This is a genomic window from Cobetia sp. 4B (genome assembly GCF_018831605.1).
Taxonomy (GTDB): domain Bacteria; phylum Pseudomonadota; class Gammaproteobacteria; order Pseudomonadales; family Halomonadaceae; genus Cobetia; species Cobetia amphilecti.
Map to the genome: position 1 here is coordinate 405,734 of NZ_CP059843.1, position 15,186 is coordinate 420,919.

At 66.0% G+C, this 15,186-nt stretch carries 12 protein-coding genes; 6 read left to right on the forward strand and 6 right to left on the reverse strand.

From position 1 onward, the window contains the following. The first annotated feature begins 323 nt into the window (after window positions 1-323). Window positions 324-2,414 (forward strand): NAD-dependent DNA ligase LigA, encoded by a 2,091-nt coding sequence (gene ligA / locus H2O77_RS01860; protein ID WP_240548774.1) that lies wholly within the window; start codon window positions 324-326, stop codon window positions 2,412-2,414. 92 nt (window positions 2,415-2,506) lie between these two features. Continuing rightward, the gene (locus H2O77_RS01865; RefSeq protein WP_043333752.1) at window positions 2,507-2,785 is read left to right on the forward strand and encodes a YheU family protein; all 279 of its coding nucleotides are present in this window, start codon (window positions 2,507-2,509) and stop codon (window positions 2,783-2,785) included. 163 nt (window positions 2,786-2,948) lie between these two features. Here the strand turns inward: H2O77_RS01865 and H2O77_RS01870 are convergent, their stop codons facing one another. Then, the gene (locus H2O77_RS01870) at window positions 2,949-4,259 is read right to left on the reverse strand and encodes a 2-hydroxycarboxylate transporter family protein (RefSeq protein WP_043333707.1); all 1,311 of its coding nucleotides are present in this window, start codon (window positions 4,257-4,259) and stop codon (window positions 2,949-2,951) included. 192 nt (window positions 4,260-4,451) lie between these two features. Between H2O77_RS01870 and H2O77_RS01875 the strand changes: the two genes are divergently transcribed. Both H2O77_RS01875 and H2O77_RS01880 read left to right on the forward strand, forming a co-directional pair. Then, a complete protein-coding gene (locus H2O77_RS01875) occupies window positions 4,452-6,269 on the forward strand; it encodes a sensor histidine kinase (protein ID WP_240548775.1) in 1,818 nt (605 codons plus the stop codon). Between the two features lie 65 nt (window positions 6,270-6,334). Continuing rightward, window positions 6,335-7,072: a response regulator gene (locus H2O77_RS01880; RefSeq protein ID WP_043333708.1), complete on the forward strand. Its 738-nt coding sequence runs from the start codon at window positions 6,335-6,337 to the stop codon at window positions 7,070-7,072. A gap of 14 nt (window positions 7,073-7,086) precedes the next feature. Here H2O77_RS01880 and mnmC read toward each other — a convergent pair whose 3' ends face one another. The 3 genes from mnmC to H2O77_RS01895 form a co-directional block, all read right to left on the reverse strand. Continuing rightward, entirely contained in the window at window positions 7,087-9,414 is a 2,328-nt protein-coding gene (gene mnmC / locus H2O77_RS01885; protein WP_346428195.1) for a bifunctional tRNA (5-methylaminomethyl-2-thiouridine)(34)-methyltransferase MnmD/FAD-dependent 5-carboxymethylaminomethyl-2-thiouridine(34) oxidoreductase MnmC, read from the reverse strand. 141 nt (window positions 9,415-9,555) lie between these two features. Continuing rightward, the gene (locus H2O77_RS01890) at window positions 9,556-9,855 is read right to left on the reverse strand and encodes a YciI family protein (protein ID WP_043333710.1); all 300 of its coding nucleotides are present in this window, start codon (window positions 9,853-9,855) and stop codon (window positions 9,556-9,558) included. Continuing rightward, window positions 9,855-10,436 carry a septation protein A gene (locus H2O77_RS01895; RefSeq protein WP_043333711.1) on the reverse strand — a complete coding sequence of 194 codons (582 nt, stop codon included), beginning with the start codon at window positions 10,434-10,436 and terminating at the stop codon, window positions 9,855-9,857. Before H2O77_RS01895 ends, H2O77_RS01890 begins: the two co-directional genes overlap by 1 nt. A gap of 368 nt (window positions 10,437-10,804) precedes the next feature. On the opposite strand from H2O77_RS01895, the gene H2O77_RS01900 reads away from it, so the two are divergent. After that, the gene (locus H2O77_RS01900) at window positions 10,805-11,665 is read left to right on the forward strand and encodes a PHP domain-containing protein (protein WP_215824453.1); all 861 of its coding nucleotides are present in this window, start codon (window positions 10,805-10,807) and stop codon (window positions 11,663-11,665) included. A 65-nt stretch (window positions 11,666-11,730) separates the two neighbouring features. Next, window positions 11,731-12,354, forward strand: a complete 624-nt coding sequence (locus H2O77_RS01905) for an L-threonylcarbamoyladenylate synthase (protein WP_215823780.1) — start codon at window positions 11,731-11,733, stop codon at window positions 12,352-12,354. A 144-nt stretch (window positions 12,355-12,498) separates the two neighbouring features. Here H2O77_RS01905 and H2O77_RS01910 read toward each other — a convergent pair whose 3' ends face one another. Both H2O77_RS01910 and H2O77_RS01915 read right to left on the reverse strand, forming a co-directional pair. Further along, entirely contained in the window at window positions 12,499-13,602 is a 1,104-nt protein-coding gene (locus H2O77_RS01910; RefSeq protein ID WP_215823781.1) for an ion transporter, read from the reverse strand. 149 nt (window positions 13,603-13,751) lie between these two features. Further along, window positions 13,752-14,762: a CYTH domain-containing protein gene (locus tag H2O77_RS01915; protein ID WP_215823782.1), complete on the reverse strand. Its 1,011-nt coding sequence runs from the start codon at window positions 14,760-14,762 to the stop codon at window positions 13,752-13,754. Window positions 14,763-15,186 lie beyond the last annotated feature (424 nt).

Genomic DNA, 15,186 nt, shown 5'->3' on the forward strand with positions numbered 1-15,186 from the left:
CGGCCCCTGCCAGCCCCCGACTGTCGCCCTGAGTGCTTGAATGTGTGGCCCGTCGTTCACATTGAGTACAATGGCAGCATCAAGGCGACCCCTCCGCCTGCAAGCCTTTGCAAGCTCTTGCGAGTGCGTCAGGTCGGAGGGTTCGCCACCCGTTTTCAGGTCGCTCAGCGCTGCCTTCTGGCAGTGCTGGCGAGCCACTGTTTCGAGTGAGTGTCATGTCAGCCCAGGATGATCTGTTTTCGGCGCCTGCCGATGATTCCAACGCCTCGAGCGCTTCCCGCTCCGCTGCACCGACCGCGGTGGAAGGCGTGCCTGCCAAGGTGATGGAGGAGGTCGCGCAGCTGCATCGCGAGCTGCTTGAGGCCAGCCACCGCTATTACGTGCTGGATGATCCGACGCTGACCGATGCCGACTACGACACGCGCCTGCGCCGTCTCGAGGCGCTGGAAGCCGAATATCCCCAGCTGATCAGCTCGGAATCGCCCACCCAGCGCGTCGGAGCCGCACCGGCCAGCGGCTTCGAGGAAGTGCAGCATGCGGTGCCGATGCTGTCGCTCAACAACGCCTTCGATGACGATGAGCTGCGCGCCTTCGTGCAACGTGCGGCGAAAACGCTGGAGCTGGGAGACGCCCAGGATGCGGGTGACGAGCTGAGCTTCTGCTGCGAGCCCAAGCTCGATGGCCTGGCCGTGTCGCTCATCTACGAGAATGGCGTGCTGGTGCAGGGCGTGACGCGCGGCGATGGCCGCACCGGCGAAGGCATCACCACCAATCTGCGCACCATTCGCTCGATCCCGCTCAAGCTGCGGGGTGATGATCTGCCGGAGCTGCTGGAAGTGCGCGGCGAGGTCTACATGAGCCACGCTGGCTTCGAGGCGCTGAACGCGCGCGGCCGCGACGAGGATGGCAAGGTGTTCGCCAACCCGCGCAATGCCGCCGCCGGCAGCCTGCGCCAGCTGGATTCCAACATCGCCGCCTCGCGTCCGCTGGAATTCTGCGCCTATCAGGTCGCGCGGGTGGATGATGCGCTGCTCGCCAGCGAGGCCGGCCAGAATCATTCCGGTCTGATGGCGCTGCTCAACGACTATGGCTTCCGTACCAGCCCGCAGCTTGAGGTGGTGCGCGGCGCTCAGGGCATCATCGACTACACCCGCCGCCTCGGCGAGCAGCGTGATGGCCTCGATCACGATATCGATGGCGCGGTAATCAAGCTCGATGCACTGCGTCTGCAGCGTGAACTGGGCTTCGTGGCGCGCGCCCCGCGCTGGGCCATCGCCTACAAGTACCCGGCGCAGGAGCAGGAAACCACCCTGGAAGGCGTCGATTTTCAGGTCGGACGCACTGGCGCGCTGACACCGGTCGCCCGGCTGGCACCGGTGCAGGTCGCCGGCGTGGTGGTCTCCAACGCCACACTGCACAACATGGATGAGGTGGAGCGTCTCGGCGTGCAGATCGGTGACAGCGTCATCATTCGGCGCGCCGGCGATGTCATCCCGCAGGTGGTGCGGGTCGCCAGTGAAGGTGCCAGCCGTGAAGCCATCGTGCTGCCGGACGGCTGCCCGGTGTGCGGCTCCGACATCGAGCGCCTCGAAGGCGAGGTGGTGGCACGCTGCGCGGGCGGACTGATCTGCGCCGCGCAGCGCAAGGAAGCCCTCAAGCACTTCTCCAGTCGCAAGGCGCTGGATGTCGATGGACTCGGCGAGAAGCTGATCGAGCAGCTGATCGAACGTGAGCTGGTCAAGACGCCGGCGGACCTGTTCCATCTGGAAGCTGCCACCCTGGCTGAGCTGCCGCGCATGGGCGAGAAGTCCGCCGCCAATCTGGTCGCCTCGCTGGACAAGAGCCGCAACACCACCCTGGCACGCTTCATCTACGCCCTCGGCATTCGGGAAGTCGGTGAAGCCACCGCCGCGAATCTGGCCACGCACTTCGGCACGCTTGAAGCGCTGCGCGCAGCGGATCAGGCCGCGCTGGAGGCAGTGGAAGATGTCGGCCCCATCGTCGCCGCGCATATCCATACCTTCTTCCAGCAGCCGACCAACAACGAGACGCTGGAAGCGTTGCTCGCCTGTGGTCTGAGCTGGGAAGAGGTCGAAATCGGTGAGCGCCCCCAGCCGCTGGCAGGCCAGACCTGGGTGCTGACCGGCAGCCTCGACAGCATGACGCGTGATGAAGGCAAGGCGCGTCTGCAGGCGCTGGGCGCCAAGGTGGCGGGCAGTGTCTCGAAGAAGACCGCCGGTGTAGTCGCCGGCGAGGCAGCGGGCAGCAAGCTCGAGAAAGCCATGCAGCTGGGCCTCACGGTGCTGGACGAAGAGACCTTCGTGAAGCGCCTGGCCGAATGGGAATCCGGTGCTGATGCACAGCAGGACAATCCGCAAGACAGTGCGCAAGACAGCGCGGGAGAGGATGCATGAGTACGGATACGCTGAACGATGCACCGCAGGCGGCGTCACGCCACCCTGATGATGGACAGGAGCTACCCATGAGCCAGATGCCACTTGATCAGATGGACCCGCGGGACCGCTTCATCGAGGTACCGCAGACCATGCTGCCCGCCGATACACGGCGCGCCCTGCTGGAAGCCTTCGTCACCCGTCAGGGCTACGACACCACCGATGTCGGTGAAGGCATGGCCGGCTGGGTCGCGGAGCTGGAAGGCCAGCTGTCACGCGGCAAGCTGTTGATCGTCCACGATATCGGCACCGAATCCACCGAGGTGATGACGCTGGAACAGTGGCAGTCCTTCGGTCGCCAGCTGGCGGACGATGAGGAAGAGGGCGACTGAGCCCGGCCAGCGGTCATGCTGTGTTGAGCATGCCCTGACCCTGCCCCTGACCCCGGGGTTGGAAACGACAACGCCCCTGGCACAGGCCAGGGGCGTTGTCGTTCATGAAGCGCCAGTTGTTGCACCAGTTGGTACGGTTAGTGGCGTCTGGCGATGCGCCGGATCATGCAAACCACATCGGCACGACCAGGCTCGAGATCAGCAGAATCAAGGCCCCGCCCAAGCGCGAGGAAATCTGCGCGAAAGGCATCAGCTGCATGCGATTGGCCGCCGAGAGTACGGCGACGTCACCCGTGCCGCCCATGTTGGCCATGCACAGGCCAGCGGTGATGGCGGACTCGATGGGATAGAAGCCGACCAGCTTGCCCACCAGACCCGCACCGAAGGCGGCACCGGCGACGACACCGAACACGATCACCACGTAGGTGATGGTGATGGCATCGATCACCTGGCCCAGATCGGTGTAGGCCACGCCGATGCCGAACAGCAGCGCGAAGGTCCAGTTGCCTGCCACGAACCGGAACCATTGGGCGGCGGCTTGATTGATGTTCTCCGGTACCAGGTTGGCGCACTTGAGCACGGCGACCGCGATGATCATCAGCGCGTAGGGGTGCAGCGGAATGACCTTGCCGAGAATCTGGCTGGCGACGAAGAAGCTCAGGGCAATCACCATGCCGATGCCCAGCTGGGACAGGTCAGGCGTGCTCTTCTCTTCGCGGACATTGACGCCCGGCATCATCTGGCCGCCACCGGTCAGTGACGGGAAGCGCTTGCCAAGCCCGTTGAGCAGCCCGGCAATGATGATGGCGAAGACATTGCCCAGGGCCAGTGCCGGCACCAGGATCGAGATATAGTAGCTGGCCGGTTGCCCCAGCAGCTGCTCGTAGATCTGGCTCATCGGTACGGCGCCGGCCCCCATGCCGCCGCCCATGATGGGCAGCGCGATGACCATGACGGCATCCTTGGGCGAGAAGCCCATGACCCAGCCGACCAGCATCGCGAAGAGCGCCGCGAACAGCACCGAGCACAGCAGCGGCAGCGCGAAGCGGGCCCCGACCTTGACCAGCACGCGGGAGTCCATGCCGAGAATGCTGCCGGTGATCAGCGCCGCGATGTAGAAGTTCAGAAAGCCACCGGCCTTCATGAACTCACTGACATTCGCCGTGACCTCCTGCGGCAGCCAGCCGCTGTAGACCAGCGCTGCGGCACCGAAGATGGCGAGAATGGCGCCGCCACCCAGATAGCTGTTGATGATCGGCAGGCGGTCGCCCAGAAAGCCCAGCAGCTCCCCGAGAATCATCATGACCAGCAGCGCGCCGATCATGCCCGCAGGCAGGGTGTCGGTGGCGATGGCGGCGACAAGAACCAGGAAGGACAGGGCGAAGATCGGCAGCGACATGCCGAAGATGCGCGTCTTCTGCCAGGGGGACTCTGCGGCAGGCGTGGCCGTGGCGGTCTGCGAGGAATGTGTCATGCATGCTCCTTGTCCTGCACTCTGTCGTTGCAGGACCTGTTGTCATGCCCGGACGCGTTGGCGTGGCATCGCGGGATCGTTTGGGACGGGGAAGGGACATCATGTTCGCGCACTGGATGCGCGTCACAGGGAGCTTACGGTGTGGCTCCCGAGGGCCAAGTTTTGCGAATTAAAGAAAGCCTTTTGAAACTTATGAAAGCGCCGGCTGCCGCTCGCCCATGCGCCGGGCCGAATGGCCATGCCACCAAGGGGGCACATGGCTTGTCCGGCATGTTGCGGCATTCTCAACCCGGACTGAGCGCGCTGACCTCATTGCTCGCCGCCGGCATGGTGATCGTCAGCCTGCTGGTCGCGGCCTGGCTCTTCAGTGCCCAGCTGGAGCGGACCCAGCGCGAGATCCAGGGCCAGCGCATTGCCGCTCTTGCCCAGCGTATCGCGCGTCTGCCCGAGGTGCGTTCTACCCTGAGCGAGGCCAGCTCGCCGCAGGCTGCGCCTCCTGTCGCGGACAGCCGCCTGGCGGCACGCATCGAGCGACTGCGTCAGGAGAATGCCGTCGACTTCATCGTGGTGATGCGCCCGGATGGCCTGCGGCTCAGTCACCCGGACCCCGCACGCATCGGGCAGCCCTTCCAGGGTGGCGACGAACAGCGTGCGCTTGCCGGTGCCTCCTACCTCTCCGAATCCCGCGGCACGCTCGGCGAAAGCCTGCGCAGCTTCGTTCCAGTCATGGCGAATGCGTCCAGGGGCGGTGAGCGCGCCGTCGTCGGTGCGGTGGCCATCGGGATCACGCTGGACTCCCTGGGGCGGCGTCTGGCCGATGAGAAGCGCCAGCTGCTGCTCGGACTAGGTTTGTTGATGCTGTTCGGCACGCTGGGCGCACTGGGTCTGGCGCGCTATCTGCGCAGGCAGCTCAAGGGACTGGAGCCGGCGGCCATCGCGCGCCTGGTGGAGGAGCATCAGGCGGTGCTGGCCAGCCTGGAAGAAGGCATCATCGTGGTCGACCCCGAGGGGCGGATCACGCTGGTGAATGCCGCGGCGCGCGAGTTGCTGGGGGCCTTGCCGACGCTGGGCGAGCGCCTTGATGACTGGTTGCCCGACACCGGCATGCGTGAGTGCCTCGTCGCGCACCAGCCGGTGAGCGAGCAGGAAGAGGCCCGCTTGCGCCAGGTGACTCACGGCGGGCGGCGATTGCTGGTGCGTTGCCAGCGAGTGCATGATGGCGAGCTGCTGATGGGCGGCGTGCTGGTACTGCGCGAGCACGACCGCATGCAGCGCCTCGCCGAGGAGCTGACCGGCGTCCGCCTTCAGGCAGAGTCACTGCGCGCCGCGCGCCATGAGTTCCGCAACCGGCTGCATGTGCTGTCGGGCCTGACGCAGATGCAGGACCTCGCCGGTCTGCGCGATTATCTTGCGTTGCTGGTGGAGCGGGAGTTACCGGCGGATGCCGCAGCCGCCGAGCGCATCGCGGACCCTCTGCTGGCAGGTCTTCTGATCGGCAAGCACAGCGAGGCTCGCGAGCGTGGCATCGCGCTGGCGGTCGAGCTGGAGATCGAGTGCCATCATGGCCGCTGCGCTGAGTGGGGAATGTCACAGGACGATGGCGCTCAGGCCGAGTTTCCGGTGCTGGAGCGTAGCTTGAGTCATGATCTGGTCAGCGTGATCGGCAATCTGCTCGACAATGCCTTCGAAGCGCTGGAGGAGGTGGGCGCTGACGCTCACGCCCCGTCTGTGACCCTGGGGTTGATGCTGGAATCACTGGACCCGTCGGCAGAGGCGCAGTTGTCGATCAGCGTGGCGGACAACGGCCCCGGCATGCCGACGGAGCTGAGACAGACTGCACGCATGGCGGGCGTGAGCAGTCATGGAGAAGGCCGCGGGCTGGGCCTGTCGCTGGTGCAGGAGATCGTGACCGCGCGCGAGGGCGAATGGCACCTCTATGCGCCCTCGGGCGGCGGTACCCTGGTCGAGCTGACCCTGCCTTGCCGACTGCTGACTGGCGCGGCGCCCTGATAGGGGGCCGCGCATCACGGGATGGCGTTGCGGCCGGAACTTGCACAACGAAGGAGCCAGAGCGCATGCGTGTGCTGATAGTCGAAGACGACCCCATGGTCATGCGTCTCAATGTCGAATACCTCAGTCGCATCGACGGCATGCGCCTGGTGGCCCAGTGCGAGGATGTCGCGACGGCACTCGACGTGCTGGCGCAGGAAGCGGTGGACCTGGTGCTGCTGGATGTCTATCTGCGCAGCCGCAGCGGGCTGGAAGTGTTGCGATGGCTGAGGCGCCACGCCGCCCCCGATATCCAGGTGATCCTGATCACCGCCGCCAGTGAGGCGGACACGGTGCGCAGTGCACATGCGCTCGGGGTGTGCGATTACCTGGTCAAACCCTTCAGCTTCGCCCGTTTTCAGCAGGCGTTGGCACTGGCGCGTCGCGGGCGCCAGCAGCTGGAGAGCCTAGAGGGTGAAGTCAGCCAGCAGCAACTGGACCAGCTCTTCGGCGTGCAGGGGCTGGTCAGCGGCGCTGCGGGCGCGGTACCCGAGGGGCGCCTGCCCAAGGGCGTGACGGCGGCGTCACTTGCCTTGGTGGCCAGTGCCATCATGGCGCTGCCGCGCGAGGAAGGCAGCTTCACCAGTGAGGCGTTGCTGCCTGCCACCGGCATGTCGCGAGTGACCATCCGCAAGTACCTGCGCCATCTCGCGGCCTGCGGCATGCTCAGCGAGGCCTTCCACTACGGTCAGATCGGCCGGCCATCCTTCACCTATCAGGTCATCGACCGTCAGGCCCTGTCCAGACAGTGCCGTCAGGCCTGAGTGATGCCGACCTCTCAGCGCCGCTGGACGATATCGCGGATCAGGCGGCGTCCCGGGTGCAGGTGCTCGGCCAGTTCGCGTTCCAGCGGCAGCGGCTCGCCACATAGCTGCGAGGCGATCAGTTCGGCGCACAGCGGGGCGGTGGTGAAGCCGCGTGAGCCGTGTGCGGTGGAGAGCCACAGGCCGGGCAGGTGGGCGCCGCTCGACTGTGGCACGCGCTTTTTCGCATCGAAGGCCATGGCGGCGTAATCCTCACGCCATTGCGCGGCGTCCGGTGCCGGGCCGGCCAGCGGGCTCTTGTCCGGGCTGGCGGCGCGCCAGGCGACACGTCCCTGCCAGTCATCGTCTTCCAGCCTGACGCCACGCGCCTGCTCCCAGGCGGCGACGAAGGCGGGCAGGGCACTGCGCAGCTCCGCGACATTGGCGGCGTGGTCCGCCTCGCGGACCGCCTCATCCTCATCGCGCGGGGCGAAGGTCGCGCCGAAGCTGAGCGTCACGCTGCCATCGGCGTGGCGCTGATAGGGCGAGACATAGCCACCGGCGCAGACCACGCTGTCGAGCGCTGGCAGGTGCGCGGCGTGTTCCGGCGCTACCGTGATCTCGCTGACCTGGCCGCGAATCGGCTGCAGCGGCAGATGCGCGAGCGGCTCGGGCAGGTGAGTCTGCTCCCCCAGCGCGACAATCAGCTGATCGACTTTCATGCTGGTGCCGTCGCTGGTCTGCAGCTGCCAGCGTGGCGCGCCGTTGCCAGTAGCCCCGCTTTCCTCGGCTTCCAGCGACTGAATGGCCTCGATGCGCGCCTGCAGGAAGCGGATGCCCTGGGTGGCGGCGAGGTGCTGGCAGAGCGCGCTGGGGCGCACCCAGCCGGCGACCGGATAGAAGAGGCCGTCGAAGGCGATCTCGCTGCCGGCGATTCGGCTGGCCTCATTGGCGCTGACCGGCGTGAGCAGCGCCTCGGGCAGTGGGTGGTTGTCGAGGAAGCGCTGCTGGCGCTTGCGCTCACGCTCGCTGGTGGCCAGCTGCAGCACGCCGCTGGCGGACCACAGGGTCTGTTCGGGGTCGAGGCTTGCCAGCCAGCGCCGGCTGTACTGCAGCGCGGCCAGCTGGAAGCGACTGGCGGGGTTGGTCTCGGCTGCCAGCTTGACGTAGAGCGCACCCTGGCGATTGCCGGAGGCCCGCGCGCCGGGGGCTTCGGCATCGATCAGCGTGACCTTCACGCCGCGCCGCGCCAGCGCCTCGGCGCAGCTGGTGCCGGCGATACCGGCGCCGAGTACCGCGACATGCGTCTCGCGAGCGATCGGCGCTGGCTGCGGGGGCTGGGTCCAGGGCTGCTCACGACGCAGCGGATGAAGGGCGCCACGCACCGCGTGCTCCTTCATGGGGGCATGGCCGGACGCGGGTGAGGCATCAAGTCCCATCAGTTCGGCGCGCGCGGCGGCGGTCGGTTCGTCCAGCTCGCCGCAGATCATCTCGCGCTTCATGCCGTGGCCGGGCACCTTGCGCCACACGAAGCCTGCCGCGCGCAGGCCACGCCGCACGAAGCCCGCGGCGGTGAAGGTGGCGAAGGTCGCCGTGGGGCGCGAGACACCCGCCATGGCCGCGAACAGCTCGGGTGACCACATCTGCGGGTTCTTCGACGGCGAGAAGCCATCGAGGAACCAGGCATCCACGCCACCTTCCAGGCGCGACAGGCGCTCCACCGCATCGCCGAAGTGCAGGTCCAGGGTGATGCGCTCATCCAGCCACAGGCGGTGCACGCCGAGGACGGCAGCGGGCCATTGAGCGACCAGCGGCTTCGCCAGTGAGGCGAGGTCCGGCCAGGCGGACAGTGCCCGCTCGAGGTCCGCGGCGCGCATCGGGTGCTTTTCCACCGAGACGACATGCAGGCGCGCCTCGGCGGGTGCCGTTGCCAGAAAGCGCTGGGCGGCGCACAGGATGTTGAGGCCGGTGCCGAAGCCGGTCTCGCCGATCACGAAGGGGCGCGCTTCCCGCCAGTCACGGAAGCGCTCGCTCAGCCGGTTGCTGTCAAGGAAGACGTGCACGGTCTCGGCACGGCCATCGTGGATCGAGAAGTACACATCGCCGTAATCGGTGGCCTGTGGCGCGGTGTCGTCCCACTCGAGCTGCGCCTCCTCCAATGCCGCCAGTGGTGCCAGTGGCACGTCCGGCACTACGCCGGGCGCCGTGACCGGCTCGATCGCGCTCGGTGGCGTCGTGGCAGGTTTGTGTGCCGCGCTGCCCGAGGCTTGCTGCGGCGAAGCCTGGCGGGCTGACGAGGCGGCCTGATCAGGAGCTGACTGGCCGGGGGCGGGCTGGCGGGGGGAGGAGGGGTGGTCGTTCACGGGCATTCCTGGCAGGAGGTCGAGCGGGATAGCAGCACAGCGAGACAGCGGCAGAGCAAGGCCTGCAACGCAGACGACGGACAGCCAGGCTGTCCGTCGTCTGTGAGAAACCGCCGGTCAGATGACCGGTCGGACGCCGGGCTAGGGCAGGGTCTGCTTGAAGGGCTTCACTTCGGCGCTTTCATAGACACCGGCGATGACGAAGGGATCGGCATCGGCCCACTTCTGGGCGTCTTCGAGGGAATCGAACTCGGCGATGATGACGCTGCCGCTGAAGCCGGCTTCACCCGGTGCTTCGCTGTCGATGGCCGGGTTGGGGCCGGCGATGACCAGACGCCCGGCGGCGTGCAGCGCCTCCAGACGTGCCAGATGCGGCGGGCGCGCCGCCATGCGCGCTTCGAGGCTACCTTCGACGTCCTGACAGACAATGGAGTAGAGCATCACGAATCATCCTTTTGAGAATTGGTCGAGGAAGCGTTCTCTTCCTGAGGGGCCTGCACCATGTGGCGGGACAGGTAGACGCCCTGAACGATGACGAACAGCAGTGTCAGACCGAGCATGCCGAACAGCTTGAAATCGACCCAGATGTCTTCCGAATAGTGACTGAAGACGTAGATGTTGAGGCCGCCCATGGCGAGGAAGAATACCACCCAGGCCAGATTGAGGCGGTGCCAGATGGGGCGCGGCAGCTGAATCGCCTTTTCCATCATGCGCTCCACCAGCGGCTTGCCGCCGAACAGCGGCGACAGCAGGAAGGCGACGGCGAACAGCCAGTTGACCACGGTGGGCTTCCACTGGATGAAGGAGCTGTTGCCGAACAGCACGGTCGCGCCACCCAGCACGACGACCAGCGCCAGGGTGACCAGCTGCATCTTCTCGACGCGCTTGTGGCGCCAGTAGATGTACAGCACCTGCGCGAGGGTCGCGGGAATCAACACGGCGGTAGCCATGATCATGTCGCCAGTCATCTTGTAGACGGCGAAGAAGATCACGATCGGCAGAAAGTCGAGCAACATCTTCATGGGTAATGCGCACTCCTGAACACGACGACGCAGCCGTCGGGAAGGCAAGGGCCTGTGCGAGTGGTATCCTGTCTGACACCAGCGGCGCACCCCTGCCTGCATGTGCTCATTCTGCCGCCATTGCTGCCTGCTGACAAAGCCCCTGTGTGTCCGGGCGCGCATCGCAGCCAATACTGCCCGACGTCTGGCCCGCTGGATCGCCTGCATCTCAGGCATCGCGTGGCACAGACGTTCATCCCGAGAGGTTCCCCGTGTCCGACGTCCCGTCCGACTCTTCGCCGATTTCCGCATCCCGCAAGCCGATCGAGTTTCGCCCGCTGCCGGAGCGCTTCGATTCCGATATCGAGGTGCCGGACATCGACCTGCACATGCATTCCACCGCCTCCGACGGCGGCATGGCACCGACAGAGCTGGTGGCACTGGCCGCGCGGCGCGGTCTGTCGCGCATGTCACTGACCGATCACGACAGCATGGAAGGCATCTTCGAGGCCCAGCAGGCCGCCCGCGCCGAGGGAATCTCGTTGCTGCCCGGCTGTGAGCTATCGGTCCGCTGGCGCAACCAGACCATCCACATCGTGGCGTTGATGCCCGAGGGCGCCGGCGATGCGCTGAGCGCCGGTCTCAAGCAGCAGCACGAGGCGCGTGAGCGACGCAGCCACGAGATCGCCACGCGCATGGAAAAGCTCGGGCTCGAGAATGCCTTCGAGCGCGCTCGGGAACAGGCCAAGCTGAGTGGCTCAGGCGACCGCCCGCTGTCACGCCCGGATTTCGCCCGCGCGCTGGTCGAGGCCGGGATTGCACGCAACCTGCAGGACGCCTTCAAGCGGCATCTGGGCGCGGGCCAGAAAGGTGACGTCAAGGCGCACTGGCCGGAGATGGAAGAGGCGGTAGGCTGGGTACGTGCCGATGGCGGCATCGCCGTGATGGCGCACCCGATGCGCTACAAGCTGACGCGCACCAAGCGTGGCGAGCTGCTGCGTGACTTCATTGCCGCCGGCGGCGAAGGCGCGGAGCTGGTCAGCGGCTTCCAGAATATCGATCGCGCGCGTGACCTGGCGCGTCAGCTGGATGAGCTGGGTCTCTACGCCTCCGTCGGCAGTGACTTCCACTTCCCCGGCGGCCCGCTGGCGCCCGGCAGCATGAGTCCGCCGCCCCGCACCAAGGTGCCGCCCGTGTGGTGTCATCCGCGCATCGCGCCCTTTTTTGCGGCCGACGCTGCCTCCATGTGATATCAAGAGATCACCGTGACGCCAGTCCGCCTGCCGTACTGGCGCCCAGACGCAAGGAGCACCGCATGGGACAGTTCTTCCAGATTCATCCCGAAAATCCCCAGAAACGCCTCATCGATCAGGCCGTCGCCATCATCCAGCAGGGTGGCGTGATCGCCTATCCGACCGACTCCGGCTACGCGCTGGGCTGTCATCTGGGCGAGAAGAAGGCCATCGAGCGCATCAAGCGCCTGCGTCAGCTGGACGACAAGCACAACTTCACCCTGGTGTGTTCTGACCTCTCGGAAATCGGCACCTACGCCAAGGTCGACAACGCCATCTTCCGCCTGCTCAAGAGTCACACGCCGGGCGCCTATACCTTCATCCTGCAGGCGACTTCTGAAGTGCCGCGCCTGCTGCTGCACCCCAAGCGTCGCTCCATCGGCGTGCGCGTGCCGGACCACGCCATCACCCACGCCCTGCTGGAAACCCATCGCGAACCGCTGATGAGCGTGACGCTGATTCCGCCGGGTGAGGAGCTGCCGATGACGGACGCCAAAGAGATTCGCGAGCGCTTCGGACATGCGCTGGATCTGGTCATCGACGGTGGCGCTTGCAGCTTCGAGACCACCAGTGTGGTGGACCTGCGCGAGCTGCCGCCGGTGATCGTGCGCGAAGGGCGCGGCGATATCTCGAGCTTCACGGAGTGATCGCGACAGCGTAGCGCTTCACGGCGCTGACAGCGCCTTGCCATACGAAGACGCCCCCGGACCTTGCGGTCGCGGGGGCGTTGTCATTTCCGAGGCGTTGTCATTTCCGAGGAGTGGTCGTGTGCTGAGTGATTCTCGGCTTCGTCAGCTGCGGTCGCGGTCGGGAGGCCCGCTCTCGGGAGGCCCGCTTTCGGGAGGCCCGCTATCGGGAGGTTCTGGCTGATCGTCCGATGGCGTCTCTGCGTCAGGCGCAGATTCGGGATCCGGCTCTGTCTCAGGTTCCGGCTCAGGCTCCGGTTCCGGTTCCGGTTCCGGCTCTGTCTCAGGCTCGCGCGGGTCGCGGGTGTCCTCGTCCAGCCAGGTGCCGCAGAACTTGCAGTACTTGGCGTTGCGATCATGGCCTTCACGACCACAGCCCGGGCAGGCTTCGTCGCTGGTCTGCTGCATGCGCAGGCCGTTGAGAACCTCGGCCGAGAACACCCCGGTGGGCACGGCGAGAATCGAGTAGCCGAGAATCATCATCAGCGCCGAGATGAACTGCCCCAGCGGCGTGATGGGCGCGATGTCGCCATAACCCACCGTCGTCAGCGTCACCACGCCCCAGTAGAGCGCCTTGGGGATGGAGGTGAAGCCGGCCTCGGGCGGCTCGATCAGATAGATCAGAGCGCCGAACACCGTGACGATGCTGAGCACGGTGATGAAGAACAGCAGAATCTTGCGCCGGCTGCGCGTCATGGCCTCGACCAGCATGCGGCCCTCGCCGACGAAGGCCATCAGGCGCAACACGCGGAACAGGCGCAGCACACGCAGTACGCGCACCACCAGCAGGGCCTGGGCGCCCGGAATCAGCAGCGACAGCCAGGTGGGCGCGATCGACAGCAGGTCGAGTACGCCGTAGAAGCCCTTGGCCCAGGTGCCGGGATGCTTCAGACAGTAGAGGCGGACGGCGTATTCCAGCGTGAAGATGATCGTGAAGCCCCACTCCATGATGCGGAACAGCTCGCCGTATTGCGCATTGAGCGAGGGCACGCTGTCGAGCATCACCACGGCGACACTGGCGAAGATCATCAGGATCAGGCCGATATCGAAGGCCTTGGCCGCCTTGGTGTCAGACTCGAAGATCCAGTGAAACAGCCGCGCGCGCAGGCGGCCCGTCGCGGGCTCGTAGTCGCTGGGGTGCGAGGGTGTCGCTGGGGGGCTTTGCGGAGTGCTGCCATATTCATTGGCAGGGCCCTGGCGTTCAGGCATGCAGGCTTCCTTGACGGGCGTGACGACGCCGGATGAATGTCAGGGCGTATCGGGGATGTCTCAGTATGACCTTCAGTGACTGCCCGGCCGTTGTCCATCAGCCAGTGGTCTAGCGCCTGGCGGCTGGGCAGTCAGTGTCGTGCTGAGGTTCAGCCGCGCAGCGTCGCGAGCAGTGACAGGCTGTGCTGGCCGAAGTCGCGAGTCGCCCAGTCCTGTGAGGCGTCGCCGTCGCTGCTTTCCAGCGCCTCGACCAGCGCCACCGCGTGGATATGGCCGGGATGCTGGCTGGCGGCCAGCCGTGATGCAAGGGCCGACAGGGCGGCCAGCGCATGCGCGTGCCACTTGAGGTCGTCTTTCGCCTGACGGTCGGCGTGGGCATCGAGTGCATCGATGGCGGCGGACAGCAGCGCGCCGGGGTCAGCGGTATCCAGCGTCTTCTCATGCCATTCGCCATCCCGCAGCGCCGCACCGCGCTTGGCCTTGCTGGCATCCGCCGGGCGCAGTGCCAGGCGGCTGGCCAGTGAATCCGCCAGCTGCCAGAGCACGCCTTCTCTCACCTCGGGGGCGAGTTCTTCGCCGCCGGTCAGCTCGAGCTCGATCTCCTGGATGGCCACTTCGCGACCACTGGCCTTCACCGCGCCCAGGTCCAGCGCCATCTCGACGCCGACGGTGACCTGCTCGTCGCTCACATTCTCGTCGCTGCGTGTCGCCTTGACGTCGATCTGCCAGGCATGGCGCTCGAAATCGGTGCTGAAGCTGGGCGCGAGTGCACTCAGCAGCTGCTCGCGGGCGCTGCCCTCCAGCGCCTGCAAGGGCGGCAGGTCACGCAGACCGTCGAGGTCGAGGTCGGTCTGGCCCTCGGGCAGCTCCCACTCCCATTCGCCGCGTGAATGCAGCCCGCCATGGCTCTCGCCGCTGGTCTTGAGCGTCTGGCGCAGGGCACCCGTGCTGTCGGCATCCTCACCGCTCTGGCGCAGCCGCAGCGCCATGCGAGCGCGCTCCAGCGCATGCTCGGGGGTGTCGAAGTAGGTGTTGGCCAGCCAGCGCCGCCTGGGGGCGACCGTTGCCAGCTCTGCAATGCTCGTCAGTGTCTCCAGAATGGCATCGCGATCAATGACGGGTTGAGACAGTGCCAGTTTGAGTTCGATTTCCTGCGCCATGATGGGCACTCCCTGTACGGATGAAAGAAGACAGATGCTGACGGATGAGGATGACAGCGGCGCCAGGACCGCAGAGCCTCCGGCAAGCGTGGTGCATGGTGGTGAAGGCTCGTGTGTCTCATGCTCGCGCCTGGCCCGCGGCAAGGCAAGCGCGGGGAGGGCGGAAGGGCATGCGGGATATCGGCCTGTCGTCAGAATCACACTTATATGACAGCATGATGACATTGAAGTGACAGCAATTGCCTGTCGTCACGTCCTTGGTTATATTACGAACAGTGGATAAAGCCAGCGACCATGGGTCCTGCCGCTACATGACAATCTCTCTTCTGGAATCCTTCGTGTTCCCCCGAACTGCCGCTGTTGTTGCGTGAATGACAACAGCAAGGCGGTATCATGACGTTACGATGAAAGTTATGTGATCGTC

Excerpts from the sequence above, each read along its gene's own strand:
- H2O77_RS01905 (WP_215823780.1), top strand. The coding sequence starts at position 11,731 with ATGGGACAGTTCTTCCAGATTCATCCCGAAAATCCCCAGAAACGCCTC.
- H2O77_RS01890 (WP_043333710.1), bottom strand. The coding sequence starts at position 9,855 with ATGCTCTACTCCATTGTCTGTCAGGACGTCGAAGGTAGCCTCGAAGCG.
- H2O77_RS01870 (WP_043333707.1), bottom strand. The coding sequence starts at position 4,259 with ATGACACATTCCTCGCAGACCGCCACGGCCACGCCTGCCGCAGAGTCC.
- H2O77_RS01865 (WP_043333752.1), top strand. The coding sequence starts at position 2,507 with ATGGACCCGCGGGACCGCTTCATCGAGGTACCGCAGACCATGCTGCCC.
- ligA (WP_240548774.1), top strand. The coding sequence starts at position 324 with ATGGAGGAGGTCGCGCAGCTGCATCGCGAGCTGCTTGAGGCCAGCCAC.
- H2O77_RS01895 (WP_043333711.1), bottom strand. The coding sequence starts at position 10,436 with ATGAAGATGTTGCTCGACTTTCTGCCGATCGTGATCTTCTTCGCCGTC.
- H2O77_RS01875 (WP_240548775.1), top strand. The coding sequence starts at position 4,452 with ATGAAAGCGCCGGCTGCCGCTCGCCCATGCGCCGGGCCGAATGGCCAT.
- H2O77_RS01910 (WP_215823781.1), bottom strand. The coding sequence starts at position 13,602 with ATGCCTGAACGCCAGGGCCCTGCCAATGAATATGGCAGCACTCCGCAA.
- H2O77_RS01915 (WP_215823782.1), bottom strand. The coding sequence starts at position 14,762 with ATGGCGCAGGAAATCGAACTCAAACTGGCACTGTCTCAACCCGTCATT.
- H2O77_RS01880 (WP_043333708.1), top strand. The coding sequence starts at position 6,335 with ATGCGTGTGCTGATAGTCGAAGACGACCCCATGGTCATGCGTCTCAAT.
- H2O77_RS01900 (WP_215824453.1), top strand. The coding sequence starts at position 10,805 with ATGCATTCCACCGCCTCCGACGGCGGCATGGCACCGACAGAGCTGGTG.